Raw genomic sequence first — 25,681 nt, 5'->3', positions numbered from 1 at the left:
GCGGCGCCGCGTACCGTCGCGTGCTCGACGAGGTCGGGGGCGCGATCGTGGGCGAGCGCTGGCCCGCCGGCCGGGTCACGACCATCGACCGCCTGGTCGCGACGACCGGCGTCTCGCGGACGATCGTCCGCGAGGTCACCCGCGAGCTCGCCGCCGCCGGCCTGCTCGCCGCGTCGCCGCGGACGGGCCTCACGGTGCTGCCGCGGAGCGAGTGGGATCTGCTCGATCTCCGGGTGGTGCAGTGGCGACTCGCCGTCGGCGATCGCCTCCGGCAGCTCGAGGAGCTCCGGGACCTCCGCGCCGCCATCGAGCCGGAGGCCGCGGCGCTGGCGGCGCTCCGGCGATCGGAGGAGTCCGTCGTGGTGCTGTCGGCGGCGGCCGGGGATCTGGAGCGCGCGCGGGGGTCGGTGGCGTTCCTCGAGGCGGACCGGCGTTTCCACCATGCGCTGATCGAAGCGGCCGGCAACGCCATGTTCGCCGCGCTGGACGGCCTCGTGGGCGTCGCACTCGAGGACCGGGCGCTCGTGCAGCTCGCGGGGCGGGCGCCGGAGAGCGTGGACGTGCGGCTCCACGTCGACGTCGCGGACGCGGTGCGGGCAGGGGACCCCGAGGTGGCGCGCGCCGCCATGGGGTCGATCGTCCGGCGCGCGACACCGGCCGGCTGAGAGCCGCGCTCCCAGGAGCGTCCATGGTCGGGTGGCGTGCTCAGCGGGGGTCCGGCTCCCGATCGTGATCGAACGGCCAGGTGCCGTCGGACCGGTATCGCTGGACGAGCTCGTCGAGCTCCCGGTGCCACCCGGCCGCCTCGACCTCCGAACGCAGGATCTCGAGGAGGAGACGCAGACGTCGCATCCCGTCGCTCTCCGGCGTCATCCGAGGAGTGTGCGTCGCACCCGGGGTGTGCGCACCTGCCGAACGTCCCGCGCTACCGCGACGGCTCGACCTGCTGCCCGCGCAGCTCGTCCACCAGCTCGGGGCGAGCGCGCATGTAGTGGACGCCGGACCGGACCCCCCAGACGTAGAGGGCCGCGGCGAGCGCGGCGACGACCACGGAGTCCCACGGCGACGGGATCAGGCCGAGGCCGCCGAAGCCGCCGATCGCCGACAGCGCATACATCACCACGAGGTAGGCGACGAGCCACACGCCACCGACGATGTCCTGGGCCGTGTGGCGCTGCAGCACCGCGGTGACGACGTACCAGACGAGGCCGACGGCGACGATCGGGATGGTGAGCACGAGCTCGTGCCACGGCACCCAGTAGATGACGAGCGCGCTCACGATGAACGCGAACGGCGCGATCACGGTCATGCCGGGCAGGCGAGCGCCGGCATCGCTGAGCCCGGACCGCCGGAACGCGACGACCGAGACGGACCCGATGGAGAAGGTGAAGGCGATCAGCGTGCCGGTCACCCCGATGATCGCGTGCCAGCTGGGCAGCGGGAGCAGGAACAGGATCCCCACGACGAAGTTGATCAGCAGCGCGCGTCGCGGCACGCCGGAGCCCCGGTCCACCCTGGCCAGCCACGCCGGGAAGAAGCGGTTCTTCGCGAGGCCGAACACGTTCCGCGCGTTCGACGCGGTGAACACGATGCCGGAGCCCGACGGCGACACCATCGAATCGGCGATGAGGATCCAGTAGAGCCAGGTCATGCCGAGGAGCAGCGCGAGCTGCGCGAACGGCGAGTCGAAGTGGACCCCGCTCCACCCCGAGCCGAGCAGGTGCTGGGGGACGCCCAGGATGAACGCGGTCTGCAGCAGGAGGTAGAGCACGATCGCCCCGAGGATCGTGGTGATCAGGGAGGCGGGGATGTTCCGGCGCGGGTTCGTCACCTCGCCGGACAGCTCGACGATGTTGCGGAACCCGGTGTAGGCGAACACCATCCCGGCGGTCGCGATCGTGCCGAGGGCGGCACCGATCCCGTACGGCGCGAACCCGCCGCCGGTGGCGAGGTTGTCCGTGCCGCCGGCTCCGCCGGTGTGGCTGAACCCGCTGATGAACAGCAGCACGATGGTGAGGGTCGGGATGCAGATCTTCACCGCTGTCACGATGTTGTTGCTGCGGGCGAAGAACTGGACGCCGAACCAGTTCACGACCACGAAGACGGCCATGAGGCCGATCGCGCAGAGGATGCCGGGGAACGTCAGCTGGCCGTCGGCGAAGAGGCCCGGGATGTACGAGCTCGCGTACTGCACGACGCCGGAGGCCTCGGTGGGCGGGTTCGCCACGTAGGTCACCCACATGCTCCAGCCGACGATGCTCGCGGCGAAGCGACCGTTCGAGTACAGGGGGTAGCGCACGAGGCCCCCCGACTCGGGATGCACCATGCCGAGCTCTGCGAAGACGAGTGCGACGGCGAGCATGACCGCGCCGCCGACCACCCAGGCGATCAGGGAGGCCGGACCGGCCGTCTGCGCCGCGTACATCGCCGAGAACAGCCAGCCGGAGCCGATGACGCTCCCGATGCCCGTGGCGACGAGCGACCAGTAGCCGAGCCGCTGCTTGAGGTGGTGGTCCTCGCCGATGGCGCTCGACTGCTCACGGACCGCACTGGTCATCGGTCGTCCCCGTCTCTCGATCGTCGACCGCCGTGTCGCGCCTGACCGGTGGGGTGCAGGCGGTGCGCGGGGCGATCGGCCTGTTCGGACTGCTCGCGCTGGGTGCTGCGGGTGGAGGGCTCCCGGGTCAGGGCGCTCGGCGGCCCGTGAGCAGCCGCACGAGGAAGATCACGATGGCGATGACCAGCAGGATGCCGCCGATCCAGAGCAGGAAGTGCAGCGACGAACCGACGCCGCCGGTGATGAGCAGGATGATGGCGATGAGGGCGATGATGCCGACGAGGAGATTCACGGGCAGAGCCCCTTCCGATCGAATGCTCGGCCCTCATGCTGCCAGCGGCCAACTGGCGTATTGCTGGCAATCAGCGGTTTCTCAGAGTGACGGAGAAGGGGCCGAGATTCGGCCCGGCGTCCCGCCGGGCCGGTGGGGGCCGGCTCCGGCAGGACGTCGTATCGGGTCCGTGTCGAGCTCGGGGTGACGGTCGACGCGGGGTCGTCGGTCGGGCCGACGGGTGGTGGTGCGGTTCGGTCGATCTGGGGAGCTCGACCTCACGCGGCTGGGTGACCGCGCGGTCCTGACGGTAGGACAGACCGATCGGTCTGTCCCATCCCCCACAACGAGGGGTTGGGGCGTGTCGCGCGCGCCGGTACGGTCCGTCTCGTGTCTGACCCGGACGCTTTCTCCACCCTGCCCATGGGGTCCGCCGAGCCTGCGGAGCCCAGCGACTTCCTCGACCGCGTGCGCACGCACGGGGCCGAGGCCGCCCGCACCCTCGCGGTGTTCCGGAGGGGCGAGCAGCAGGGGCGCGCCTGAGCGCGCTGTGAGGGCCGACGGCCCTCGCCGTCAGAACTCGGACGGGTCGGTGGTGCGCGTCGTGCTGCTGGTGGTCCCGACGGGCTGGCCGGGCGCTGCCGTGGTGGTCGTCACGGAGCGGCGTCCGCGCAGCATCAGCACGAGGCCGATGAGGAACACGACGACGCCCGCGACCATGAGGATGTAGCCGGCGGTGCTCAAGCTGATGAAGGCCGTCTGCACGTGCACGGCGAACGCGAGGATCGCGCCGATCACGAAGAGGACGACGCCCGTTCCCATGGTCATGGTGGGACTCCGATCTGTGGGTAGGGGGCCCTCGGCAAGCGGCAGGAGCCGCCCTGTCCGGCTCCCGGAGTGACGAACCTCCACTGTCCGGGAACAAGCCGAAGATGAGCCGAATACCGTCTGGGTGAATCCTGTCCAGTGCTGAGGGGCGCGTTCGGCGGGGGTGCCTCGGGTGGTCGGCGAGCGACGCCCGTCTCCACCAGGATTGCGGGGTGGTCGGAGCGTCGACGGACTGGTTCCTGGACGGGGCGGAGAGCCGCGTGCCGGGCGCCTCCGCCGCGGAGCACCGGGAGGGCCCGTGGTCGGAGGGCAACCTCGTGCGGCCGCTCGTGCACGGCGCCGTCTACTTCGCGCGGCTGCACGCCGAGCTCGACGCGCTCCGTCCCGGTGACCGCGTCTGGTTCACCGATTGGCGTGGGGACGCGGACGAGCGGCTGCTCCCGGACGGGCCGACGATCGGTGAGCTGCTCTGCGACCTCGCCGAGCGCGGTGTCGAGGTCAGGGGACTGGTCTGGCGATCCCACGGCGAACGCCTCGCCGCGCCGGTGAGCGGCAGGGCCAACTCGAAGCTCGGCCGACGCATCAACGACGCCGGTGGTGAGGTGCTCCTGGATCAGCGGGTGCGGCGCTTCGGCTCTCACCATCAGAAGCTCGTCGTGGTCCGCAGGCGCGGCGACCCCGAGCGGGACGTCGCCTTCGTCGGCGGCATCGATCTCTGCCACAGCCGACGCGACGACGAGCACCACGCGGGCGATCCGCAGGCGCTCGCGATGGATCCGCGGTACGGCCCGCGACCGCCCTGGCACGATGCGGCGCTCGAGCTGCGCGGCCCCGTGGTGGTCGACGTGCTGCGGCTCTTCGCCGAGCGGTGGGACGACCCGACGCCCCTGGACGCGAAGACGCCGTACCGGATGCTGCTGCAGCGGCTCGCCCGCATGCCTCGGCATCCCCGTCCGCTGCCCGAGACCGCGCCTCCGCCCGCCCCCGCAGGCCCGCACGCGGTGCAGCTGCTGCGCACCTACGGTCGCAAGCGGCCGCCGTTCCCGTTCGCTCCCGATGGCGAGCGCACCATCGCACGTGCGTACGAGAAGGCGTTCGCCCGGGCGACGCGCCTGATCTACATCGAGGACCAGTACCTCTGGTCGACGGAGGTGGTCCGCGGCATCGTGCGCTCCCTGGCCGCCCATCCGCGACTGCGGGTCGTCGTCGTGGTGCCGCGGCACCCCGATTCCTCCGGCGCTGTCGTGGGGCCCGCCCTCCGGTTGGGGCAGATCCGCGCGATCCGGGCCCTCCGGCGCGCCGCACCCGACCGGGTGGGCGTGTTCGACATCGAGAACGCCGCGGGGACGCCGGTGTACGTGCACGCGAAGATCTGCATCATCGACGACGTCTGGTTCACCTGCGGCTCGGACAACTTCAACCGCCGTTCCTGGACCACCGACAGCGAGCTCACGTGCGCCGTGGTCGGCGGCGACCGCGACGGCACGCTCGCGTCGTCACTGCGCCGTGGGCTGTGGAGCGAGCACCTCGGGCTGCCGGCGCACGACCCCCGGCTGGACGACCTGGACGGTGCGCTCGCGCTGTGGCGGACGCTCGCGCAGGAGGTGGAGCGCTGGGGCGGGCCCGCGGACGGACCCCACCCCGCTGCGCGCGTCCGGGCGCACCGGCCCGAACCCGTCACCCGGCTGCAGCGGCTCTGGGCCGAGCCGATCTACCGGACGATCGCCGACCCGGACGGGCGCCCGGCGCGGCTGCGCGGCACCGACCGCTTCTGAGCCGGGTGCGACAGGCTCACTCCGCGGGCACCCTGACCCGGAGCGCTCCGCGCTCCACCCGGGCGCGGAAGGCGGTGACGCGGCCCATCGGATCGCCGTCGAGCTCGATCTCCTCCGGCGCGCTCAGCTTCACGGTGAGGTGACCGCCGCGCAGGTAGTGGAGCGCGTCGATGTCGCCGGTGAGGAAGCGGTCGCCGCCGCGGATCCGACGCAGGACGCCGTTCTCCCAGAGCACCTTGCGGAACACCTGGAGCCAGCCGATCACGCTCGACGGCCGGAAGAAGACGATGTCGAACACGCCGTCGTCGATCACGGCGTCGGGCAGGAGCAGGATGTCGGCGGTCAGCGTGCCGCAGTTGCCGATGATGACGGTGTGGGCGTGCACCTGCCGGGTGCGGTGGCCGTCGACGCTGTACCGCATGGCGATGCGGTTGGAGTCCCTGAGCGCCCTCGCGAGGGCGCCGACGTAGGCGAGCCAGCCGACCTTGGCCTTCAGGCCCTCGTCCGTCCCGGCGAGCATCTTCGCGTCGAGGCCGATGCCTGCCATGACGAGGAACAGCTGGTTCGAGACCGAGCCGTCCTCGCGGCGCGCCTCGATCCACCCGGTGTCGATCGCCCGATCGCGCCCGCGGAAGGCGGTGCGGATGGCGTGCTCCATGTCGTCGAGCGTCAGATCGAGGTTCCGCGCGAGCAGGTTCCCGGTGCCGGCGGGCAGCAGGCCGAGCGAGGCGTCGGTACCGGCGACGACCTCCGCGACCGCGCGGACGGTGCCGTCGCCGCCCGCCGCGATCACGAGCCGCGCCCCCGCGTCGAGCGCCTCGCGGGCCGCGCCGCCGCCCGGGTCCTCCTCCGACGTCTCGATCCACCTCGTCTCCGCCCAGCCGGCGGCGGTCTCCTCGGCGGCGACGACGCGGCGGAGCGCCTCGAGGTCGACCTTCACGGGGTTGTAGACGACGGCGGCGAGCCGCGTGCGGGTGCTGGGATCGGGCACGGCGCCCTCTCGGATCGAGGTGGTCACAGGCGGGCGTAGCGGGCGCGCACGAACGTGTACAGGCCGAACGCGATCAGCCCGATGCCGACGCCGACCAGCAGCACGGCACCGAACGGGAGCGCGGCCAGCGCGCGCAGGGCGCCGTCGAGTCCGGAGGCCCGGTTGGGGTCCACCGTCACCGCGGCGACGAGGAAGAGGATGCCGACCACGCCGACGGCGATGCCCTTCGCGATGTACCCGACGGTCCCGAACGCCGTGACGACCCGACCCGCGGTGCCGCTCGGCATGGCGAGGTCCTTCTTGAACCCCTGCCGAGCGCCCTTCACCACCATGTAGACGCCCACACCGAGGGCGATCAGCCCGACCAGCCCGAGCAGCAGCTGCCCGCCGGGCAGGTGGAGGACCGTCGAGCTCGCGTGCTTCGTGGAGCTGGCGGAGTTCGACGAGCTGCCCTGGGCGAACGCGAGGGCGGTCAGGCCCAGCGCGAAGTACGCGAGCGCCTTCGCGATCGGCACGAGGGTGCGCAGCCATCGCTTCACGTCCCCCGACCCGACGCCGAGCACCGCGCTGACGACCAGCCAGAGCGCGAGGGCGAACAGGCCGACGGTCGTGATCCAGAGCAGGATGTCGCCGCCCGGCAGCTTGCCGATCGCGGCGAGCGCGCCCGACTGGTCGGAGCGCGCGCTGTGGTGCGCTGCGACCTGGATCGCGAGGTAGCCGAGCAGCAGGTGGATCAGCCCGCTCGCGACGAAGCCGACGCGCGCCAGCGTGCGCAGCGCTCGGTCCGCTCCGGTCTTGCGCAGGGTGCTGCGGGCGTGCGCGGTGGCGCTCATGGTCGACTCCGATCGGACAGCAGGGGCGGGGTGCCTGGGCGGGTCACGTGCCCTCCGTCTGCGGGACGGTGCCGCGGCGGAGGGGCTCGCTCCCCACGCGCACCGTGCGGTGGGTGTCGATGGCGATCACCATTCCGACGATGATGCAGGAGAGCGCGACGGAGGCGGTCACGTCGGTGAACCAGTGGTAGCCGAGGTACAGCCGGGCGGTCACCTGGGCGATCACCGCGAGCACGGCGACCACCACGGCGACGGCGGTGAACCAGGGCCGGCGGATCCGGCTCGCGAGCAGGAACGCGGTGAGCAGGAAGAAGTCGGCCATCCCGAGCACGTGCCCCGACGGGAACGAGAACGTGTGGTCGGGCGCGAGCAGCATCTGCGCGATCGGCGGTCGCGGGTGGCGGACGATCGGCGCGAGGACCTGGGCGAGGACCACGCCCGCGACCATGCCGCCGAGCAGGAGCAGCGGGCGCCAGAGGTGCCGGGCGAGCGCGATCCACACGATGAGGGTGACGGCGACCACGATGGGCATGCCCACGGGGCCGAACACCGTCGCGAGGACCGACATCACCGTGGTGGTGTCGGACGCGCGCCGGGCGTCGAACCACCGTTCGACCGGGACGTCGAGCCGCTGCGGACCGGTGTGCGTGAGGACGCCGATCAGGAGGACGGCGAACGCGATCGCCCCGACCGCGATGAGCGCGACGGCGAGCACGAGGAGCGCACGGCGACCCGCGGGGGTCGACTCGCGGACCTCGACGAGCAGGCGCTCCCGCCAGGGTCTTCGGCCGCGCTCCGCCAGATCGGCGGGATGCTGCGGGACGGGTCGCGAGGCGCTCATCGTCGTCCGCCCTTCCCGGGGTGGCCGTGCGCGGCGCCGTGGGCCGGTGCGGCGCGATGGGCCGGTGCCGCCCGATGGGCCGGTGCCGCCCGATGCGCGGGCGCTGCGGCGCGCGCCGCAGGGCGGCCGTGCGCCTTCGACGCGTGACCGCGCCCGGCGGCGGCGTGCCGCGGCGCCGACGGGCCGGAGGGTGCCGACGAGGCCTGCGCGCCCTGCCCGGTGCTGGGGCTCGGGGTCGTCGATGCGACGGGATCGATCCGCACCACGTCGACGGCGTGCAGCGCGTCCCTGCTGAGCGCGGTGGGGGAGGACGGCGATGCGGAGGACGCCGGGGCGACCGCCGACCGGTGGGGAGCCGGCGTCGACGGGCTGATCGCGGATTCCGCGGTGGGCGTCCCTGGCGACTCTGCCGCGGTCAGTGTGAGGGTGCCGATGCCCGCGGAGGACACGAGGGCGAGTCCCGCGGCGATCGCGAGCCGCCGCGGCCGGCGGCGGCGTCGGCTCGGGGCCGTGTGCGCCGCCACGAGCGTGATCGGCGCGGTGTCCACGTCGTCGTCCCAGGCGGGTTCCGCCGGGACGGCGCGCGCCCGCTCGACGACCTCCTGCGCGCTCGGGCGCCGCTCCGGGTCGCGGCTCACCATCGCGCTGAGCAGCGAACGCCACTCGTACCCGAGTGCCGTCGGCACCTCCGGGTCGCGCAGCAGGCGCCCGGCGAACGACGCGGCCGGGCTCCCCGGGAAGGCGGCCGAGCCCGTCGCCGCCTCGATGAGCGTCAGCCCGAGCGCGTACACGTCCGACGCGGGGCTCGCGGGTTCGCCGTCGAGCTGCTCGGGGCTCAGGTACTGCGCGGTGCCGATGAGCCCGGAGGTCGTGAGGGTCGACTCGACGAGGCGGGCGATGCCGAAGTCGGTCAGCCGGACCCCCTCCACCGTGCCGTCCTCCGGCAGCAGCAGGTTGGCGGGCTTCACATCGCGGTGCACCACGCCGTGCGCGTGGACATGGGCGAGGGCGTCGGCGGCGTCGATCGCGACGCTGCGCAGCTCCCGGCGGTCGAGCGGCCTCGCCTGGATGCGCTCCCGCAGGGAGCCGCCGCGCTGGAGGTCCATCACGAGATGGGTGGCGTCCTCCTCCACGACCGCGTCGAGCAGGGTGACGAGCCCGCGGTGGTCGAGGGCCGCGAGGATCGCGACCTCGGACCGCCGCCACGCGAGCTCGGAGCGGTCCGTGCGGACGGTCTTGACGGCCACCGGCCGATCGAGGCGCGTGTCCCAGGCCTCGTGCACGACGGCCGAGCCACCGTGGCCGATCCGGCGGCCGAGCGCGTAGCGGCCGCCGATCAACTCGCCTCGGGTGCTCGCGAGGGCGCCCTCATCCCCGCTCATCGCGGGACCCGTCGCCCGATGTGCGCTTCACCCGTCTCGGGCCGGTCGAGCCCGGGGGCCACACCCATCCACATGCTCCTTCTTCGAATGCCGTCTGCATGTGGTACTCGGGTTCGCTGAATGTGTGCTCGGGAGCTTCTTCGTGCATTCGAGTGCGAAGCGCCGCCCGGACGGCTCAACCCGTGCGGGACGGGAGCCCGAGCGCCGCGGCGATGCGGCCGAGCGCGGCGCTCGGGTCGGCCGTGGCGGGCAGCACCTGCAGGCAGACGTGGTCGGCGCCCGCGTCGAGATGCGCCTGCGCGGCGGCGGCCAGCGCTGCGGCGTCGCCGTGGCGCACGATCGTGTCCACGAGGTGGTCGCTGCCGCCGTCGGCGACGTCCTGCTCGGAGAAGCCGCCGCGACGCATCGTCGTCGTGTAGTTGACCATCCGGAGGTAGTTGGCGAGGAAGCCGCGAGCCGTCGCGCGGGCGGTCGTCGCGTCGGTGTCGAGGACCACGGTCTGCTCGGGCGCCACGAGCGCCTCCTGGCCCAGCGCCTCCCGCATCGCCGCCGTCTGCGCCGGGATCGTGAGGTACGGATGGGTGCCCGCGCTCCGGTCGAGGGCGATCCGCAGCATCTTCGGGCCGAGCGCCGACACCACGCGACGCTCCGTCGGGACGCCCGCCTCGTCGAGCACGTCCAGGTAGCGCTGCATCGCCTCGAGCGGACGGTTCCGCTCGGCGGTCGCCTCGCGATGCCCCGAGCCGATGCCGAGTAGGAGCCGCCCCGGGTGCCGGGCCTCGATCCGGTGGAAGGAGACGGCCAGCTCGGCCGGGTCGGCGTTCCAGATGTTGACGATGCCCGTGGCGACCGTGATCGTCCGGGTCGCGCCCAGCAGCGCCTCCGCGTGCTCGAGGTCGGCGGGAGGACTGCCGCCCAGCCACACCGCGCCGAAGCCCAGGCGTTCGAGCTCCCGCGCCAGGTCCGTGCTCACGGCGGCGTCCCGCCGCCACACGCCCACCGGTCCCAGTCGGTCGCGCCACCTCATGAGCCGGACCCTACGTCCGGCCGCCTGCGAGCGCGCGGCGCGCATCGGCGCCCCTGGTGCGGGCGGGGCGGCGGGTGTTCACTGCCGCCATGAGCAGCCCGGAGATCGCCGTCCTCAGCGTCGCCCAGCCGGTCGAGGACCAGGATCGCGCCCTCGCCTTCTACCGCGAGGTCCTCGGCTTCGAGGTGCGCCGCGACGTCCGGATGGGCACGACGCGATGGCTGGAGGTGGCACCTCCGGGATCGCCCGTGACCGTCGCGCTCGTGGCGAGGGGGTCGGGCGTGCCCGCGGGCATCCGTCTCGGGGTGCACCACATCAACCCGCTGCACGAGACGCTCCAGCGCGACGAGGTCGACGTCGACGACGCGGTGATCCGATCGGCCTCCGCCCCGGCCATGTTCGGGGTGCGCGACCCGGACGGCAACGACGTCGTGTTCGTCGAGCTGCCGGGGGATTGACCGCCGCGCCGTCCGGGGACGGCGGTCCTGCGAGCGGTGCGACCCGGAGGCGGATCGCCGGGGGAGAACACGCCCGGCGGTGTCCGAGGCCGCGGTTACCCTCGTGCCGTGGTCACCGCCCTCTACCGTCGCTACCGGCCGGAGACCTTCGCCGAGCTCATCGGGCAGGCGCACGTCACCGATCCGCTGCGCACCGCGCTGCGCACCGACCGGGTCAACCACGCCTACCTCTTCAGCGGCCCGCGCGGCTGCGGCAAGACCACCTCGGCCCGAATCCTCGCGCGGTGCCTGAACTGCGCGGAGGGGCCGACGGACACGCCGTGCGGCGTGTGCCCCAGCTGCGTCGAGCTCGGCCGGGGCGGCGGCGGGTCGTTGGACGTCGTGGAGATCGACGCCGCCAGCCACAACGGCGTCGACGACGCCCGCGACCTCCGCGAGCGCGCGGTGTTCGCGCCGGCCCGCGACCGGTACAAGATCTTCATCCTCGACGAGGCGCACATGGTGACGCCGCAGGGGTTCAACGCGCTGCTCAAGCTCGTCGAGGAGCCGCCGGAGCACGTGAAGTTCATCTTCGCGACGACGGAGCCCGAGAAGGTGATCGGCACCATCCGGTCGCGCACCCACCACTACCCGTTCCGGCTCGTGCCGCCCGCGCAGCTGCTCGAGTACGTCGGGCACCTGTGCGAGGAGGAGGGCGTGTCGGTCGAGGCGGGAGTGCTCCCGCTCGTGGTGAAGGCCGGCGGAGGATCGCCGCGGGACACGCTGTCCCTACTCGACCAGCTGATCGCCGGCTCGGAGGGCGACCGGGTCGGGTACGAGCGCGCCACGGCGCTGCTCGGCTACACGAGCGCGTCGCTCATCGACGACGTCGTCACCGCGGTCGCGGAGGGCGACGCGGCCGGGGCGTTCGCGAGCGTCGACCGGATCGTGCAGACGGGGCAGGACCCGCGCCGGTTCGTCGAGGACCTGCTCGAGCGGATGCGCGACCTGATCGTGGTCGCCGCGACGGGTGACGCCGCCGCGAGCGTCCTCCGCGGTGCGCCTGCGGACCAGATCGCCGCGCTCACCGTGCAGGCGCAGCGGTTCGGTGCCGCCGAGCTGTCCCGCATCGCGGACACGGTCAGCGATGCGCTCGACGAGATGGTCGGTGCGACCTCGCCCCGGCTGCACCTCGAGCTCATGGTGGCGCGCATGCTCGTCCCGGCATCCGACGCCGGCGCCGCGACCCGGATCGAGCGGCTCGAGCGCCGGGTCGGGGTGGAGTCCGCGAGGCCCGCGGCGGCGGCTCCGGCGGCGGCGCCCGTCGCTGCGGCGCCCGCGGCCACCCACGCGCCCGCGCCGGTCGCCGTGCCGCCCGCCGCCGCGGCCGTCGACGCGGTCCCGCCGCCCACGCCCGCGGTCCCCGCACCGGCCGCGGCCGCTGCGCCCCCCGAGCCCGAGGTTCCCTCCGCCCCGTCGCGCGTGCCCGGGGCGCAGCTGACGACCCAGCACGTCCGGGACGCCTGGCCGGAGATCCTCGAGACGGTGCAGCGCGCGAAGCGCAGCGCGTGGGCGGTCGTCTACACCTCCTACCCGCTCGCGCTGGAGGGGGACGTGCTGACCCTCGCGTTCGTCAGCCGCAGCGACGTGGAGGGGTTCAAGCGCCCGGCGCCCACCGGGGGCGGGGTGAGCGAGGTGCTCCGCTCCGCGATCCTCGACGTGCTCGGGGTCCGGGTGAAGTTCCTGCCGCGGGTGGACGGAGGCGCGGGTCGCGCCGAGCCGGTCGCGCCTGCCGCCCCTGTCGCGGACGTGCCGCCCGACGACCTCGACGACGCTCCGCCTCCGCCCGATCCGGAGGAGCGGGCCTCGCAGCCGCGGGCCTCGGTCGCGCCTGCGCCGGTGGTGCAGCCGGTCGTCTCCGAGCCCCTCCCGCCCGCGGGCTGGGGGAGCGTCCCGCCGCCGGCGGCCCCCGAGCCGGAACCCGAGCCCGATCCGGAGCCGGTCGTCCCCGCCGCGACGTCGCCGATGCCGCCCGTCCGGCCCGACGAGGCCCAGCGCTACGGCGAGGCCGTCGTGCGCGAGCTGCTCGGCGCCAGCTTCCTCGAGGAGACCGTCATCCAGCCGAGCGAGGTGCGGTAGCCGTGTACGAGGGCATCGTCCAGGAGCTGATCGACGAGCTCGGCCGCCTGCCGGGCATCGGCCCGAAGTCCGCCCAGCGCATCGCGTTCCACATCGTGCAGACCCGCGGATTCGATGTGACCCGGCTCGGCGAGGTGCTGCTCGAGGTCCGGGACAAGGTGCGGTTCTGCTCGCTGTGCGGCAACGTCGCCGACCAGGACCGCTGCGGCATCTGCCGCGACCCGCGCCGCAACCGCGCGACGATCTGCGTGGTCGAGGAGCCGAAGGACGTGGCCGCGATCGAGCGCACGCGCGAGTACCGCGGCCTCTACCACGTGCTCGGCGGCGCGCTCAGCCCGATCGACGGCATCGGACCCGACGCCCTCCGTATCCGCGCGCTCGTGCAGCGGCTCGCGGACGGCGAGGTGCAGGAGGTGATCATCGCGACCGACCCGAACATGACGGGCGAGGCGACGGCGACCTACCTCTCGCGCCTCCTGAAGACGATGGACGTGCCCGTCAGCCGCCTCGCGTCCGGCCTGCCCGTCGGCGGCGACCTCGAGTACGCCGACGAGGTGACCCTGGGGCGGGCGTTCGAAGGCCGCAGGCTCGTCGAGCACTGACCCGTGCATTTCGAAGGGGTTCCTGTCGGCCGAAGGCCACAGGAACCCCGTCGAAATGCACCGGTGGAATCCGCGGCCCCGGGCGCGGGCGGCGTTACGATCGCGCATGCTCGTCCCGATCGGTGCAGGCACCTCCATCTCGTTGACCGACACCGGCCGCGGCGCCGCGGTCGTGCTGCTCCACGGCTGGCCCGTCACGGCCCTCCACTGGCGCCACGTCGTCCCCGTCCTGCTGCGCGCCGGGTACCGGACGATCGAGGTCGAGGCTCGCGGTCTCGGTGACGTCTCGAGCGGACGCGGCGACCACGCCAAGGCCACGCTCGCCCGCGAGGTGCTGGCCGCGCTCGACGCCATCGGCGTCGGGCGCTTCGCGGTGGTCGGGCACGACGTCGGCGCCACCGTCGCGCTGCTCATGGCGGCCGAGCAGCCCGCCCGCGTCGCGGCGATCGCCGTCGAGGAGGAGGTGCCGCCCGGCATCGAGGTGGAGGTGCCCGAGTCGGACACCTATCCCTCCTGGCACCTGCCGCTCTTCACCGCGCCGGAGGGGGTCGCGGAGCGGCTGCTCGCCGGGCGCCTCGACGCGACCGTCGACGCCTACCTCGGCGGGAGCGCCGGGCCCGCAGGGCTCGACTTCGACGCCCACGTCAGCTACATGAGCGCCTACGCGACGGATGCGCGGCTCGCGTCCACCCTCGCGCTCTACCGGGCCGCTCCGGAGGACGCGTCCGCGGTCCGGCGCGCGGTCCGGCACCGCCTGCCGATGCCGGGCCTCGCGATCGCGGGACGGTTCGGCCGCGGCGGCCAGGTCGCGGAGGCGCTGTCGCACTCGGTCGCCCGCGTGCACTCGGTGGTCGCGCGCGACGCGGGGCACTACCCGGCCGAGGAGGCGCCGGACGCGGTGAACGGCGCGCTGATCCCCTTCCTCCGCGCGGCCTGACCCGGCCGCCTCCGCGACCGCCCGTCGCGGCACCCGGCGCGCCGGTACACTGGTGCGCCGCCTTCGGGCGGGAGGAGGAAGGCGGCTCGTGGCGCTCATCGTGCAGAAGTTCGGCGGCTCGTCCGTCGCGGACGCGGAGAGCATCAAGCGGGTCGCCAAGCGCATCGTGGAGACGCGCAAGGCCGGCAACGACGTGGTGGTCGCGGTCAGCGCCATGGGCGACACGACCGACGACCTCGTCGACCTCGCCCACCAGGTGACGCTGCTGCCCGCGCCTCGCGAGCTCGACATGCTGCTCACCGCGGGGGAGCGCATCTCCATGGCCCTGCTCGCCATGGCGATCAAGAGCATGGGGCACGACGCCCGCTCGTTCACCGGCAGCCAGGCCGGGATGCTCACCGACGCGCAGCACGGCGCGGCGCGCATCGTCGACGTGACGCCCGGCCGGGTCCGTGCCGCGCTCGACGACGGCGCGATCGCGATCGTCGCCGGCTTCCAGGGCTTCAACCGGGGCACCGGCGACATCACCACGCTCGGCCGCGGAGGCTCCGACACGACCGCCGTGGCGCTCGCCGCAGCGCTCGACGCCGATGTCTGCGAGATCTACACGGACGTGGACGGGATCTTCACCGCCGACCCGCGCATCGTGCCGAAGGCGCGGCCGGTCCCGCGGGTCACGAGCGAGGAGATGCTCGAGCTCGCGGCCTCCGGCGCGAAGGTGCTGCACATCCGGGCCGTCGAGTACGCGAGGCGGCACGGCGTGACCCTGCACGTGCGCTCGTCGTTCAGCGCGAAGCAGGGGACGATCGTCTACAACCCGGCCGGGCCGGGGCTCGACGAAAAGGGAGACAGCGTGGAAGAGCCGGTCATCGCCGGGGTCGCGACCGACCTGTCGGAGGCGAAGATCACCGTCGTCGGCATCCGCGACGAGCCGGGCAAGGCGGCGGAGCTGTTCACGACGGTGGCGCGCACCGGCGCGAACATCGACATGATCGTGCAGAACGTGTCCGCCGCGGCCACGGGGCTCACGGACATCTCGTTCACCCTCCCGAAGGCGTCGGCGGAGGCGGTCATCGCCGCGCTCACCGCGGAGCAGGAGGCGCTCGGGTTCGCCTCGCTCCAGCACGACGACCAGATCGGCAAGCTGGCGCTCGTCGGGGCGGGCATGCGGACCAACGTCGGTGTCTCCGCCCGCCTGTTCCGGGCGCTGTCCGACGCGGACATCAACATCGAGATGATCTCCACCTCCGAGATCCGCATCTCCGTGGTGACGCGAGCGGACTCGATCCGAGCCGCCACGCTGGCGGTGCACTCGGCGTTCGGGCTGGACGGCGAGGAGGATGCCGTCGTGTACGCGGGGACGGGACGATGACGGGCAGCGACGGGGTCCGGGTCGCCGTCGTCGGCGCGACCGGCCAGGTGGGGACCGTGATGCGACGGCTCCTCGAGGAGCGGGCGTTCCCGCTCGCGTCCGTCCGGTTCTTCGCCTCCGCTCGCTCGGCGGGCACGACGCTGCCCTTCGGCGGTGACGAGATCGTCGTGGAGGACGTCGAGACCGCCGACCTCTCCGGCATCGACATCGCGCTGTTCAGCGCGGGCGCGACCGCGTCGCGCCGCCACGCGCCCCGCTTCGCCGATGCGGGCGCCGTGGTCATCGACAACTCGAGCGCCTGGCGCATGGACCCCGACGTGCCGCTCGTCGTGAGCGAGGTGAACCCGGAGGCGCTGTCCGAGGCCCGACGCGGCATCGTCGCGAACCCGAACTGCACCACGATGGCCGCGATGCCGGTGCTGAAGGTGCTGCACGAGGACGCCACGCTGACCCGCCTCGTCGTCAGCACCTACCAGGCGGTGTCGGGCAGCGGGCTCGCGGGCGTCGCCGAGCTCGCCGGTCAGGTCGAGCGCGCGGTCGCCGGCGGGGACATCACCGCGCTCACCCACGACGGCGGCGCCGTCGACCTCGGTTCCCCCGAGAAGTACGTGCGCCCGATCGCGTTCGACGTCGTGCCGTTCGCCGGGAACCTCGTCGACGACGGCCGGGAGGAGACCGACGAGGAGCAGAAGCTCCGGAACGAGAGCCGGAAGATCCTCGGGATCCCCGACCTGCTCGTCTCGGGCACCTGCGTGCGCGTCCCGGTCTTCACGGGGCACTCCCTGTCGATCAACGCCGAGTTCGCCGAGCCGATCTCGCCCGACCGAGCGCGCGAGCTGCTCGACGGCGCCCCGGGTGTCGTGCTGACCGACGTCCCGACGCCGCTCGAGGCCGCCGGCAAGGATCCGAGCTACGTCGGCCGCATCCGGCAGGACGAGGGCGCCCCCGCGGGGCGCGGTCTGGCCCTGTTCGTGAGCAACGACAACCTGCGCAAGGGTGCCGCCCTGAACGCGGTGCAGATCGCGGAGCTCGTGGCCGCGAACCTCGCGACCCGCTGACCAGCACGCCCACCCCGACCCGGCCCGTCCCCGCTGGTCGAGGTGCGAGCGGAGCGAGCCTCGAGACCACCCCGCGCTCCGTGAAGATCGACGGATCTTCGCCGCGCCCGCAGGGGCCACCGACCGGGCGCACGACGGGGCGCGGATAGGCTGAAAACCATGGCGCAGGACGAGACGATCGATGTCGTACTGATCGGCGGCGGGATCATGAGCGCCACCCTGGGCACGCTCCTCCACGCTCTCCAGCCCGACTGGAGCATCCGCATCTACGAGCGGCTCGGTGCGGTGGCTGAGGAGTCGAGCAACCCCTGGAACAACGCCGGGACGGGGCACGCGGCGCTCTGCGAGCTGAACTACACGCCGGAGCGCCCGGACGGCTCCATCGACATCACCTCGGCCGTGAAGGTGAACGAGCAGTTCCAGGTCTCGCGCGAGTTCTGGGCGTCGCTGGCCGAGCACGCGCAGCTGCCCTCCGACGCGCTGTTCATCAACTCGACGCCGCACATGACGTTCGTGCGCGGCGCCGAGCACGTCGACTACCTCCGCCGTCGGTGGGAGGCGATGACCGACCACCCGCTGTTCGCGGACATGGAGTACTCGGAGGACCCGAAGGTCATCTACGACTGGGCTCCGCTGCTCATGGTCGGCCGCGACCGGCTCGAGCCCGTCGCCGCGACGCGGGCCGTCGCGGGGACCGACGTCGACTTCGGGGCGCTGACCCGCGCGCTCATCGACAACCTCGTCGACCAGGGCGCGGACCTCCGGCTCAACACCGAGGTCACCGGCCTGAAGCGCCTGAAGGACGGCACCTGGCGCATCCGCTCGCGGCACTCGGTCGGGCTCGACAAGCAGGAGACGCGGGCGCGCTACGTGTTCGTCGGCGCCGGCGGCTGGGCGCTCAAGCTGCTGCAGAAGGCCGGGATCCCGGAGGCGAAGGGCTACGGCCTGTTCCCCATCAGCGGGCAGTGGCTGCGCGCCGACGACCCGGCGGTCGTGGCGAAGCACCGCGCGAAGGTGTACGGCAAGGCCTCCATCGGCGCCCCGCCCATGAGCGTGCCGCACCTGGACACCCGGATCGTGGACGGCACCGCCTCCCTCCTGTTCGGCCCGTACGCCGGGCTCTCGCCGCGGTTCCTGAAGAAGGGCAACCTGCTCGATCTGCCGCTGTCGGTGCGGCCGCACAACCTGATCCCGATGCTCGCGGTGGCGAAGGACAACTTCGCGCTCGTGCAGTACCTGGTCCGCGAGCTGACGAAGTCGAGCAAGGCGAAGTTCGCCTCGCTGCAGGAGTTCTACCCCGACGCCGACCCGAAGGACTGGTACCGCTTGAGCGCGGGCCAGCGGGCCCAGGTGATCAAGAAGGACCCGAAGAAGGGCGGCGTGCTGCAGTTCGGTACCGAGGTCGTCAGCGGGGCGGACGGCACGATCGCCGGCCTGCTCGGCGCCTCGCCCGGCGCCTCCACGGCGGCCGCGATCATGCTCGAGGTCATCCGGCGCTCCTTCCCGGAGCGACTGGCCGGGTGGGAGCCGCAGCTCCGGCGCCTGATCCCGACCTACGGCACCCTGCTCTCGGACGATCCGCGCAACGCGCGCCGCATCCAGGAGTCGACCGCGAAGGTCCTCGGGCTCACCGCCTGACGGCCCCTTTCGCGGATAGGGGCGCCGGCCCTTATCGGTGAAAGACGAGTTGCGCAGAATTCGAACGCGTGTTCGAATGGCCGCATGCGGTGGGCGGGACAGCAGGTCGGGGCGACCGTGGAGGGAGCGCTCCCGGGGCTCGCGAGCCTCCCGGGTCTGGTGCGCACGAGCCGGCCGCCGGAGTTCGACGGGATGACGTTCTACGAGGTCGAGGCGAAGTCGGCGCTGAACAAGGTGCCAGGCGCGGTCCCCGGGACGCCGTACGGCTGGACCATCAACCCGTACCGCGGCTGCTCGCACGCCTGCGTCTACTGCTTCGCGCGGCCCACGCACCGCTACCTCGAGTTCGACGACCCGGGCGCCTTCGACGCCGAGGTGGTCGTGAAGGTGAACGTCGCCGACCGCCTCCGGGTCGAGCTCGCCCGGCCCTCCTGGCAGCGCTCCCCGGTGGCGCTCGGCACCAACACCGACCCGTACCAGCGGGCGGAGGGGCGCTACCGGCTCATGCCGGGGATCCTCGAGGCCCTCGCCGACTCCGGCACGCCGGTCTCGCTGCTGACGAAGGGCACGCTCCTCCGCCGCGACCTGCCGCTGCTCGCCCGCATCGCCGAGCGCGGCGCCGTCGACCTCGCCATGTCGGTCGCCGTGTTCGACCCCGCCCTGCAGGAGCTGGTCGAGCCGGGGACGCCGACGGCGGCCGCCCGGCTGGCCACCGTGCGGGCGGCCCGCGACGCCGGACTCGAGTGCGGGGTCTTCCTGATGCCCGTCCTGCCGTACCTCACCGACACGGTCCCGCACCTCGACGCCGCGTTCGCGGCGATCGCCGAGGCGGGTGCGTCCTACGTCGTGTGGACGGCGCTGCACCTCAAGCCGGGCGTGCGGGAGTGGTACCTGCAGTGGCTGCACCGCCGGTTCCCGCAGCACGACCGCGCGTACCAGCGGCTCTACGCCTCCGGGCCCTACCCGCCGAAGGCGTACCGCCGCTGGCTCGCGGAGCGCATCGAGCCGCTCATGCGGCGACATGGCCTCCGAAGGGGGTCCGTGGACGACGCGACCGGGTCTACCCGGTCGCGAGCCGACGGCATCGTGCGCGCGACCGCCGCCGCGGGAGCGCAGCCGACCCTGTTCTGACCCCAGTGCGGGGGCGACGTGCCTCGGAAGCGCGCGGATCCGCTCCTCGCCGGGCATGATCGGGGGACACGGACGCGCGCCGCGTCCCCCGGATCCCGGAGCCTCATGTCCATCCCGCCCCGCGCACCGCTCGCGGCCCCGTCGCGCGGGCCGGCGCGAGCGGACGAGGTCGTGCACCGTCGTACCCGCCCGGTGCGCGTGGCGCTGCTCGACGACCACGAGGTGCTGCTCGACAGCATGGCCTCCTGGTTCCGGGCCAACGCGCCCGACTTCGAGATCGCGCTCACCGCGACGACCTGGCTGCAGCTCGTGCACAGCCCGGCCTTCCCCACGGACCTCGTGCTCATCGACGTGCAGCTGCGCGAACCGGTGTCCATCGAGGCGCGGGTGCGCACCTGCCGTGCCGCAGGTGCCGTGGTGATCGTGCTCACCGGGCTCGACACCCCCGACCTCCGGGAGCGCGTGCTGCGGGCAGGCGCGGCCGCCTTCATCGGGAAGTCCCGGCCGCTCGGCGACGTGCTCGCGATCGCGCGGGAGGTGATGGGCATCTCCGCGGGGCGGCCCGTCCAGCGGGACTGGCGTCCACTGCCCCCGGCGGCCGAGCAGGTCGAGCGGCCCCGCCTCAGCCTCGGCGAGGAGGCGGCGCTCCGGCTCTACGCCTCCGGTCGGTCGACGAACGAGGTGGCGGTGGAGATGCACGTGCAGTTCGAGACCGCCAAGACCTACCTGCGGCGGGTGCGCGAGAAGTACGCCCGCGTGAACCGCCCGGCGAGCCGGAAGGCCGATCTGATCCAGCGGGCCACCGAGGACGGGTACATCTAGAGGTATGGCCAAGCTCTACTTCCGGTACGGCGCGATGAACGGCGGCAAGAGCACGGCGCTGCTGCAAGCCGCGTACAACTACGAGGAGCGCGGGCAGCGGGTGCTGCTGGCGAAGCCAGGGGTGGACGCCAAGGGGGACAGGGACATCGTCTCCCGGCTCGGGGTGACGCGGCCGGTGCACTTCCTGATCGGCGAGGACGCGGACGTGCTCGAGCTGTTCTTCGCCGAGCGGCACGCGATGCTGCAGTCCACCGGGTCGCCCGTCGCCTGTCTGCTGATCGACGAGGCGCAGTTCCTGACGCCGTGGCAGGTCAACGACCTGCTCCGCATCGCGGTCGTGCAGGACGTGCCGGTGCTGGCGTACGGCATCCGAACCGACTTCCGCACCGAGGCGTTCCCGGGGAGCGCACGTCTGCTCGAGGTCGCCCACAGCCTCGAGGAGCTGAAGACGATCTGCCGCTGCGGCCGCAAGGCGCTCTTCAACGCCCGGCGCATCGGCGACCGCTACGTCTTCGACGGGCAGCAGGTCGCGATCGACACCCTGTACGACGTCACGTACGAGTCGCTCTGCGCGGCCTGCTACCTCGCCGAGTCCGGCCGGGTGCTCGACGGCGAGGCGGTCGGGCCCTCCCAGGTGCTCGCCCCGGACGTCGACTTCAGCTGACCCGCTTCGTCGTTCAGGAGATCTCGGCGGCGCCGCCCCGAATCTCCTGAACGACGAAGGGGTCACTGCGGGTAGGGGGAGCCGCCTTCGGCGAGCTGCGCGACGAGCTTCGCCATCCGGTTCGCGCGCACGGTCGGGTTCGGCGCCGTCACCGTCCGGTGGATGACCGCGTAGCGGTTCGTCCGGTTCAGCTCCGCGAACCGGGCGGCCGCTGCGGGCGATGCGGCGAGCAGGGCGGCCAGATCCTCCGGCACCTCCGCGGTCGCGGCGCCCGCGTACGCGCGGTCCCACCGGCCGTCGGCCTTCGCCCGGTCGACCTCGGCCTGTCCCCGTGGCCGCATGCGGCCGTCGGCCACGAGGACCGTGACGATCTCGACGTTCCGCGCCGACCAGAGCGACGCCTTCCGGCGCGGGGTGAACCGCTGCGCGAAGACGCGGTCGTCGATGCCGTGCTTCGGCCCGTCGATCCATCCGCTGCACAGGGCCGCCTCGAGGGCCTCGTCGTACTTCAGCGAGGTGGGCGACGTCACGCCCTTCTTCGCGAGCGCGAGGTGCACGCCCTCCGCGTCGTCCTCGTGCTCATCGAGCCAGGCCCGCCACGCGGCGGCGTCGGGCAGCAGGAGCGCGTCGGCGAGAGCGATCACGAGGGGTATTCACCCATGTGCGACGGGCGATGTCGATCTGGTCGGGATAGCGGGATTCGAACCCACGACCTCCTCGTCCCGAACGAGGCGCGCTACCAAGCTGCGCTATATCCCGGTCGCCCGCCGTGAAGCGGGCTGGTCAAGGATAGCGGACGGACCGTGGCCCCGCCGACGCGCGTTCCGATCAGGCGCGGGCGGTGAGGGTCAGGAGGCTCGCCTCGGGCCGGCAGGCGAAGCGCACCGGCGCGTAGATGGAGGTGCCGAGTCCCGCGCTCACCGCGAGGGCGGCGGTGCGGTCGCCGTGGGTCCAGTCCGAGACGCCCTTCACCTGCCGCCGCGGGATGTCGCAGTTCGTGACGAGCGCGCCGAACCCGGGCACGCAGACCTGGCCGCCATGGGTGTGGCCGGCGAGCATCAGATCTGCCCCGCGATCGACGAACCCGTCGAGGATCCTCCGGTACGGCGCATGGGTGACCCCGAGGGTGAGCGCCGGGCGCGCCTTCCGCGACCGCAGGCCGCGGAGCCCGGGTCCGAGCGCGGCGAGGTCGTCGTAGTCGCGGTGCGGGTCGTCCGTGCCGAACGCGTCGATGACGGCGCCGCCGGCCTCGAGCCGGGCCGTCCGGTTGTTCAGGCTCGTCCAGCCGAGGTCGTCGAGATACGCCGCGAGCGCCTCCGTGTCGAGTCGCTCCGGTTCCTCGAGCGCGGCGGAGGGACCGCCGAAGTAGCGGAAGGGGTTCTTCGGCTGGGGCGCCCAGTAGTCGTTCGAACCCCAGACGTACACACCCGGCACGCCGCGGAACGGCTCGAGCGCAGCCTTCACGCCGAGCAGCCCGATGCGGTGGCCGAGGTTGTCCCCGGTGTCGACCACGAGATCCGGCTCGAGATCGGCGAGCTCGCGGACGAACCGCTGCTTCTTCCGCTGCCACGGCGCCATGTGCAGATCCGACAGGTGCAGCACCTTCAGGTCGGGCGAACCGGGGGCGAGCACCGGGAGCGTCGCGCGCCGGAGGGTGAAGGCGGTGCGTTCGACGCCGACGCCCCACGCCGCGGCGGCCGCTCCTGCGACCACCGCGACGCGGGCGGCGCCGCCTACTGCCCGGGCTGCTGCTGTGACTGGCATAGGGCCTGCGAGCCTGCCACGGACAGCTGGACGGTCGTGGACGCCGGGTCGGCCTGGGTGTTCCCACCCGGGCTCTGGCTCACGACCGAGCAGGGCTGCCCGGGCTGCTGGACGTAGGTGACGTTCGTCTGGCCGTACCCGGCGGCGCCGAGCATCGAGATCGCCTGCCCCAGCGGAGCGCCCGTCACCTGCGGCACGGTGCCGGCGGCGGTCGAGGGCGGCGCCGTCGGCTGGACCGCCTGGGGCCCGGAGCTGATCGTGAGCTTGACGAGCGACCCCGCGATTGCGGAGGACCCGGCGACCGGATCGGTCGACACGACCGAGCCCTTCGGCACCGTGTCGGACGGCGTCGAGCCGCCCTTCTTCGCCTGGAACCCGGCTGCCTGCAGCGCCGCCGTCGCGTTCGAGACGGACTGGTTGGAGACGTCCGGCACCTGGATCTCCTGCCCCGTCAGGTACTGGGGATCGGGCTGGGGCCAGGAGGTGTCACCGGGGTACTTCGCCTGGTTCGCCGCCATGATGCCCTTCCACAGCGGGTGACGGGCGTCGGCGGCGCGCAGGCCGGACGGGGACCAGCCGAAGATCAGTCGGGTGTTCGCCTGCCCGGTCACGTTCCCCACCCACGCGGCGGTGACGGCCTTCGTGGTGCCGCCGACCTCCCAGGTCTGGTGAGCGAAGTCGGTGGTGCCGGTCTTGGCGAAGCCCCACGCGCCGTTCAGGACGCTGCCGTCGCCGCCGGCCGTGCCGTTGACGAGCACCCCGTGCAGGGCGTAGCCGACCGCGACCGCGATCGACTCGGGCAGCACGCGGTGGCAGTCGGCCTTCGGCGGCGCGACGGTCGTGCCGTCGCTGCTCACGATCTTGTCGATCGCGACCGCCGAGCAGAAGACGCCCTTATTGGCGATGGTCGCGTACGCGCTCGCCATCGTGAGCGGCGAGGCCGTGTTCTCGTTCGAGCCGAGGATCGCGGGAGGGTTCGCCTCGAGCGGTGCGTTGTTCGCCCGGTGGAACCCGAGATCGGTCGCCTTCTGCATGATGTCGCAGAGCTTGAGCTTCATCGCCATGGATGCGAACACGCCGTTGACCGAGCCGGCGGTGCCGTGCATGACGGTCTGGTAGCCGCCCTCGCCCGCGGTGTCGTTGCCGGGGGACCAGGGCCCGTCCGGGCTCGCGCACGGGAACGTGCCCGCCGGGTAGGGCCGGGTCGAGCCCTGCACGAGCTCGTTCAGGCCGTGGCCCTGCTCCAGCCAGTCGATGAGCGTGAAGAGCTTGAAGGTGGATCCCGGTTGGAAGCCCCCTGAGCCGCCGTACGCGGTGTCGGTGTTGTAGTTGATCGAGGTGGCGGTGTAGCCGGCGCCCTTCGTGTCCGGGCTGTTGGTGTCGTCGTAGCGCTTGCTCTCGACCATCGAGACGATCCGGCCCGTGCCCGCCTCCACAGAGACCGCGGCACCGCCGAGGTCCGCGCCGGCCGGCGACTTGGCCGGCACGGTCGCCTTCATCGCGGTGTTCGCGGCGGCCTGCAGCCCGAGGTCGAGCGTGGTGTAGATCTTCCAGCCCGCGCTCTGCAGCTTGTTGTACCGGTCGCCCGCCGTCTTGCCGAACGCGGGGTCGTTCTTCACGACGTTGACGACGTAGTCGCAGAAGAACGCGGCGGAGCCCGCTCCCGCGCAGCCGGTGGTCGTGGGCGTGATCTTCGGCTTGACCGGCGTCGCGACCGCGGTGTCGTACTCCGCCTTCGTGATCAGCTTGTACTTCAGCTCCTCGCTGAGCACGTAGTCGCGCCTGGCCTTGTTCGCGGGGAGGTTCGCCTTCTCGTCGATCCGCAGGTAGTTCGGGTTGTTCACGATCGCCATGAGACTCGCGGCCTGCGCGATGCTGAGGTCCTTCGCCTTGACGCCGTAGTAGTACTGCGCGGCGGACTGGATGCCGTAGATGCGGCCGCCGAAGCCCGCGATGTTCAGGTAGCCCAGCATGATCTGGTTCTTCGAGTAGGCCTTCTCGAGCGCGATCGCGCTCCGTGCCTCCTTCAGCTTGCGGGAGATGCCGCCGGTGCACTCCGCGTAGGCCGCGTCGACCTGCTGCTGCGTCGGCAGCAGCTCCGCCTCCTGGATGCAGACGTTCTTCACGTACTGCTGCGAGATCGTCGACGCGCCGCGGTTGCTGCCGTGCAGCACGTTGTTCGCGAGCGCGGAGAGGATGCCCATCGGGTCCACGCCGCCGTGGTCGTAGAAGCGCGGGTCCTCAGCGCCGAGCGTCGCGTTCTTCACCGCGGCGGGCACCTGATCCCAGGTGATCACGTCACGGTTCTGCGTGTAGAACGAGGCCAGCAGCACCGGCTTGCCGTTCTTCTGCGCGTAGATCTGCGTCTTCTGCTGCAGGTTCGCGATCTTCAGGTCGTTGGACAGCGCGAACGGGCCGCTTCCGGATCCGGAGGAGAGCGCGACCGCCGGCGCGACACCGACGGTGAGCATGAGGCCCGCGACCACGGCGATCCCGAGGATGCCGAGGACTGCGGACCCGGTGCGGCGTGGGCGTGCAGACATAGGCTTCAGGGTAGGTCGGCGTCCGCACACCGTCGGGCGCCCCGCCGCAACCCCCAAAAAGGAGGACGC

The 25,681-nt window shown here is 72.8% G+C and carries 25 protein-coding genes and 1 tRNA gene; 13 read left to right on the top strand and 13 right to left on the bottom strand.

The features are described from left to right. Positions 1 to 20: 20 nt before the first annotated feature. The gene (locus ACTHLI_RS02495) at positions 21 to 665 is read left to right on the top strand and encodes a FadR/GntR family transcriptional regulator (protein ID WP_440181245.1); all 645 of its coding nucleotides are present in this window, start codon (positions 21 to 23) and stop codon (positions 663 to 665) included. A 40-nt stretch (positions 666 to 705) separates the two neighbouring features. On the opposite strand, the gene ACTHLI_RS02490 is transcribed toward ACTHLI_RS02495, so the two are convergent. The 3 genes from ACTHLI_RS02490 to ACTHLI_RS02480 all read right to left on the bottom strand — a co-directional run bounded on the left by ACTHLI_RS02490 (position 706) and on the right by ACTHLI_RS02480 (position 2,849). After that, positions 706 to 873, bottom strand: coding sequence for a hypothetical protein (locus ACTHLI_RS02490; protein WP_440181244.1), 168 nt, complete (start codon positions 871 to 873; stop codon positions 706 to 708). 52 nt (positions 874 to 925) lie between these two features. Continuing rightward, entirely contained in the window at positions 926 to 2,557 is a 1,632-nt protein-coding gene (locus ACTHLI_RS02485) for an APC family permease (protein ID WP_440181243.1), read from the bottom strand. A gap of 127 nt (positions 2,558 to 2,684) precedes the next feature. Further along, complete coding sequence (locus ACTHLI_RS02480) at positions 2,685 to 2,849, bottom strand: hypothetical protein (RefSeq protein WP_440181242.1); 165 nt, start codon at positions 2,847 to 2,849, stop codon at positions 2,685 to 2,687. 369 nt (positions 2,850 to 3,218) lie between these two features. Between ACTHLI_RS02480 and ACTHLI_RS02475 the strand changes: the two genes are divergently transcribed. Further along, positions 3,219 to 3,371, top strand: a complete 153-nt coding sequence (locus ACTHLI_RS02475) for a hypothetical protein (protein ID WP_440181241.1) — start codon at positions 3,219 to 3,221, stop codon at positions 3,369 to 3,371. Between the two features lie 30 nt (positions 3,372 to 3,401). Here ACTHLI_RS02475 and ACTHLI_RS02470 read toward each other — a convergent pair whose 3' ends face one another. After that, on the bottom strand, positions 3,402 to 3,656 hold the full coding sequence (locus ACTHLI_RS02470; RefSeq protein ID WP_440181240.1) for a DUF6458 family protein: 255 nt from the start codon (positions 3,654 to 3,656) through the stop codon (positions 3,402 to 3,404). Between the two features lie 212 nt (positions 3,657 to 3,868). On the opposite strand from ACTHLI_RS02470, the gene ACTHLI_RS02465 reads away from it, so the two are divergent. After that, a complete protein-coding gene (locus ACTHLI_RS02465) occupies positions 3,869 to 5,431 on the top strand; it encodes a phospholipase D family protein (protein WP_440181239.1) in 1,563 nt (520 codons plus the stop codon). A gap of 16 nt (positions 5,432 to 5,447) precedes the next feature. Here the strand turns inward: ACTHLI_RS02465 and ACTHLI_RS02460 are convergent, their stop codons facing one another. The 5 genes from ACTHLI_RS02460 to ACTHLI_RS02440 form a co-directional block, all read right to left on the bottom strand. After that, on the bottom strand, positions 5,448 to 6,422 hold the full coding sequence (locus tag ACTHLI_RS02460; protein WP_440181238.1) for a diacylglycerol/lipid kinase family protein: 975 nt from the start codon (positions 6,420 to 6,422) through the stop codon (positions 5,448 to 5,450). A 23-nt stretch (positions 6,423 to 6,445) separates the two neighbouring features. Continuing rightward, entirely contained in the window at positions 6,446 to 7,255 is an 810-nt protein-coding gene (locus tag ACTHLI_RS02455) for a DUF1206 domain-containing protein (protein ID WP_440181237.1), read from the bottom strand. A gap of 43 nt (positions 7,256 to 7,298) precedes the next feature. Beyond that, positions 7,299 to 8,096 carry a phosphatase PAP2 family protein gene (locus ACTHLI_RS02450; protein WP_440181236.1) on the bottom strand — a complete coding sequence of 266 codons (798 nt, stop codon included), beginning with the start codon at positions 8,094 to 8,096 and terminating at the stop codon, positions 7,299 to 7,301. Then, complete coding sequence (locus ACTHLI_RS02445) at positions 8,093 to 9,478, bottom strand: serine/threonine-protein kinase (protein WP_440181235.1); 1,386 nt, start codon at positions 9,476 to 9,478, stop codon at positions 8,093 to 8,095. Before ACTHLI_RS02445 ends, ACTHLI_RS02450 begins: the two co-directional genes overlap by 4 nt. Positions 9,479 to 9,653: 175 nt before the next feature. Then, a complete protein-coding gene (locus ACTHLI_RS02440; RefSeq protein WP_440181234.1) occupies positions 9,654 to 10,505 on the bottom strand; it encodes a TIGR03620 family F420-dependent LLM class oxidoreductase in 852 nt (283 codons plus the stop codon). 89 nt (positions 10,506 to 10,594) lie between these two features. Here ACTHLI_RS02440 and ACTHLI_RS02435 point away from each other — a divergent pair, with 89 nt between their 5' ends. The 10 genes from ACTHLI_RS02435 to ACTHLI_RS02390 all read left to right on the top strand — a co-directional run bounded on the left by ACTHLI_RS02435 (position 10,595) and on the right by ACTHLI_RS02390 (position 21,305). Continuing rightward, positions 10,595 to 10,963 (top strand): VOC family protein, encoded by a 369-nt coding sequence (locus tag ACTHLI_RS02435; protein WP_440181233.1) that lies wholly within the window; start codon positions 10,595 to 10,597, stop codon positions 10,961 to 10,963. Positions 10,964 to 11,071: 108 nt separating this feature from the next. Further along, complete coding sequence (locus ACTHLI_RS02430; protein ID WP_440181232.1) at positions 11,072 to 13,081, top strand: DNA polymerase III subunit gamma and tau; 2,010 nt, start codon at positions 11,072 to 11,074, stop codon at positions 13,079 to 13,081. A 2-nt stretch (positions 13,082 to 13,083) separates the two neighbouring features. Then, positions 13,084 to 13,683 (top strand): recombination mediator RecR, encoded by a 600-nt coding sequence (gene recR / locus ACTHLI_RS02425; protein WP_440181231.1) that lies wholly within the window; start codon positions 13,084 to 13,086, stop codon positions 13,681 to 13,683. A 106-nt stretch (positions 13,684 to 13,789) separates the two neighbouring features. After that, positions 13,790 to 14,620, top strand: a complete 831-nt coding sequence (locus tag ACTHLI_RS02420) for an alpha/beta fold hydrolase (RefSeq protein WP_440181230.1) — start codon at positions 13,790 to 13,792, stop codon at positions 14,618 to 14,620. An 88-nt stretch (positions 14,621 to 14,708) separates the two neighbouring features. After that, positions 14,709 to 15,992 carry an aspartate kinase gene (locus tag ACTHLI_RS02415; protein WP_440181229.1) on the top strand — a complete coding sequence of 428 codons (1,284 nt, stop codon included), beginning with the start codon at positions 14,709 to 14,711 and terminating at the stop codon, positions 15,990 to 15,992. Then, positions 15,989 to 17,050 carry an aspartate-semialdehyde dehydrogenase gene (locus tag ACTHLI_RS02410; protein WP_440181228.1) on the top strand — a complete coding sequence of 354 codons (1,062 nt, stop codon included), beginning with the start codon at positions 15,989 to 15,991 and terminating at the stop codon, positions 17,048 to 17,050. Before ACTHLI_RS02415 ends, ACTHLI_RS02410 begins: the two co-directional genes overlap by 4 nt. Positions 17,051 to 17,209: 159 nt before the next feature. Beyond that, on the top strand, positions 17,210 to 18,688 hold the full coding sequence (locus tag ACTHLI_RS02405) for a malate:quinone oxidoreductase (RefSeq protein WP_440181227.1): 1,479 nt from the start codon (positions 17,210 to 17,212) through the stop codon (positions 18,686 to 18,688). A gap of 84 nt (positions 18,689 to 18,772) precedes the next feature. Next, positions 18,773 to 19,819, top strand: coding sequence for an Rv2578c family radical SAM protein (locus ACTHLI_RS02400; RefSeq protein ID WP_440181226.1), 1,047 nt, complete (start codon positions 18,773 to 18,775; stop codon positions 19,817 to 19,819). A gap of 105 nt (positions 19,820 to 19,924) precedes the next feature. Next, complete coding sequence (locus tag ACTHLI_RS02395) at positions 19,925 to 20,641, top strand: DNA-binding response regulator (RefSeq protein WP_440181225.1); 717 nt, start codon at positions 19,925 to 19,927, stop codon at positions 20,639 to 20,641. A 4-nt stretch (positions 20,642 to 20,645) separates the two neighbouring features. Beyond that, on the top strand, positions 20,646 to 21,305 hold the full coding sequence (locus ACTHLI_RS02390; RefSeq protein ID WP_440181224.1) for a thymidine kinase: 660 nt from the start codon (positions 20,646 to 20,648) through the stop codon (positions 21,303 to 21,305). Positions 21,306 to 21,367: 62 nt separating this feature from the next. On the opposite strand, the gene ACTHLI_RS02385 is transcribed toward ACTHLI_RS02390, so the two are convergent. The 4 genes from ACTHLI_RS02385 to ACTHLI_RS02370 all read right to left on the bottom strand — a co-directional run bounded on the left by ACTHLI_RS02385 (position 21,368) and on the right by ACTHLI_RS02370 (position 25,612). Beyond that, positions 21,368 to 21,946 (bottom strand): YdeI/OmpD-associated family protein, encoded by a 579-nt coding sequence (locus ACTHLI_RS02385; RefSeq protein ID WP_440181256.1) that lies wholly within the window; start codon positions 21,944 to 21,946, stop codon positions 21,368 to 21,370. Between the two features lie 41 nt (positions 21,947 to 21,987). After that, positions 21,988 to 22,064 (bottom strand) — tRNA-Pro (locus ACTHLI_RS02380). Positions 22,065 to 22,133: 69 nt separating this feature from the next. Beyond that, a complete protein-coding gene (locus ACTHLI_RS02375; RefSeq protein ID WP_440181223.1) occupies positions 22,134 to 23,069 on the bottom strand; it encodes a metallophosphoesterase in 936 nt (311 codons plus the stop codon). After that, complete coding sequence (locus ACTHLI_RS02370) at positions 23,039 to 25,612, bottom strand: transglycosylase domain-containing protein (protein WP_440181222.1); 2,574 nt, start codon at positions 25,610 to 25,612, stop codon at positions 23,039 to 23,041. Before ACTHLI_RS02370 ends, ACTHLI_RS02375 begins: the two co-directional genes overlap by 31 nt. Positions 25,613 to 25,681 lie beyond the last annotated feature (69 nt).

The organism is Amnibacterium sp., from assembly GCF_051956055.1.
Lineage (GTDB): Bacteria > Actinomycetota > Actinomycetes > Actinomycetales > Microbacteriaceae > Amnibacterium.
This window is presented reverse-complemented; position numbering and strand designations above follow the sequence as displayed.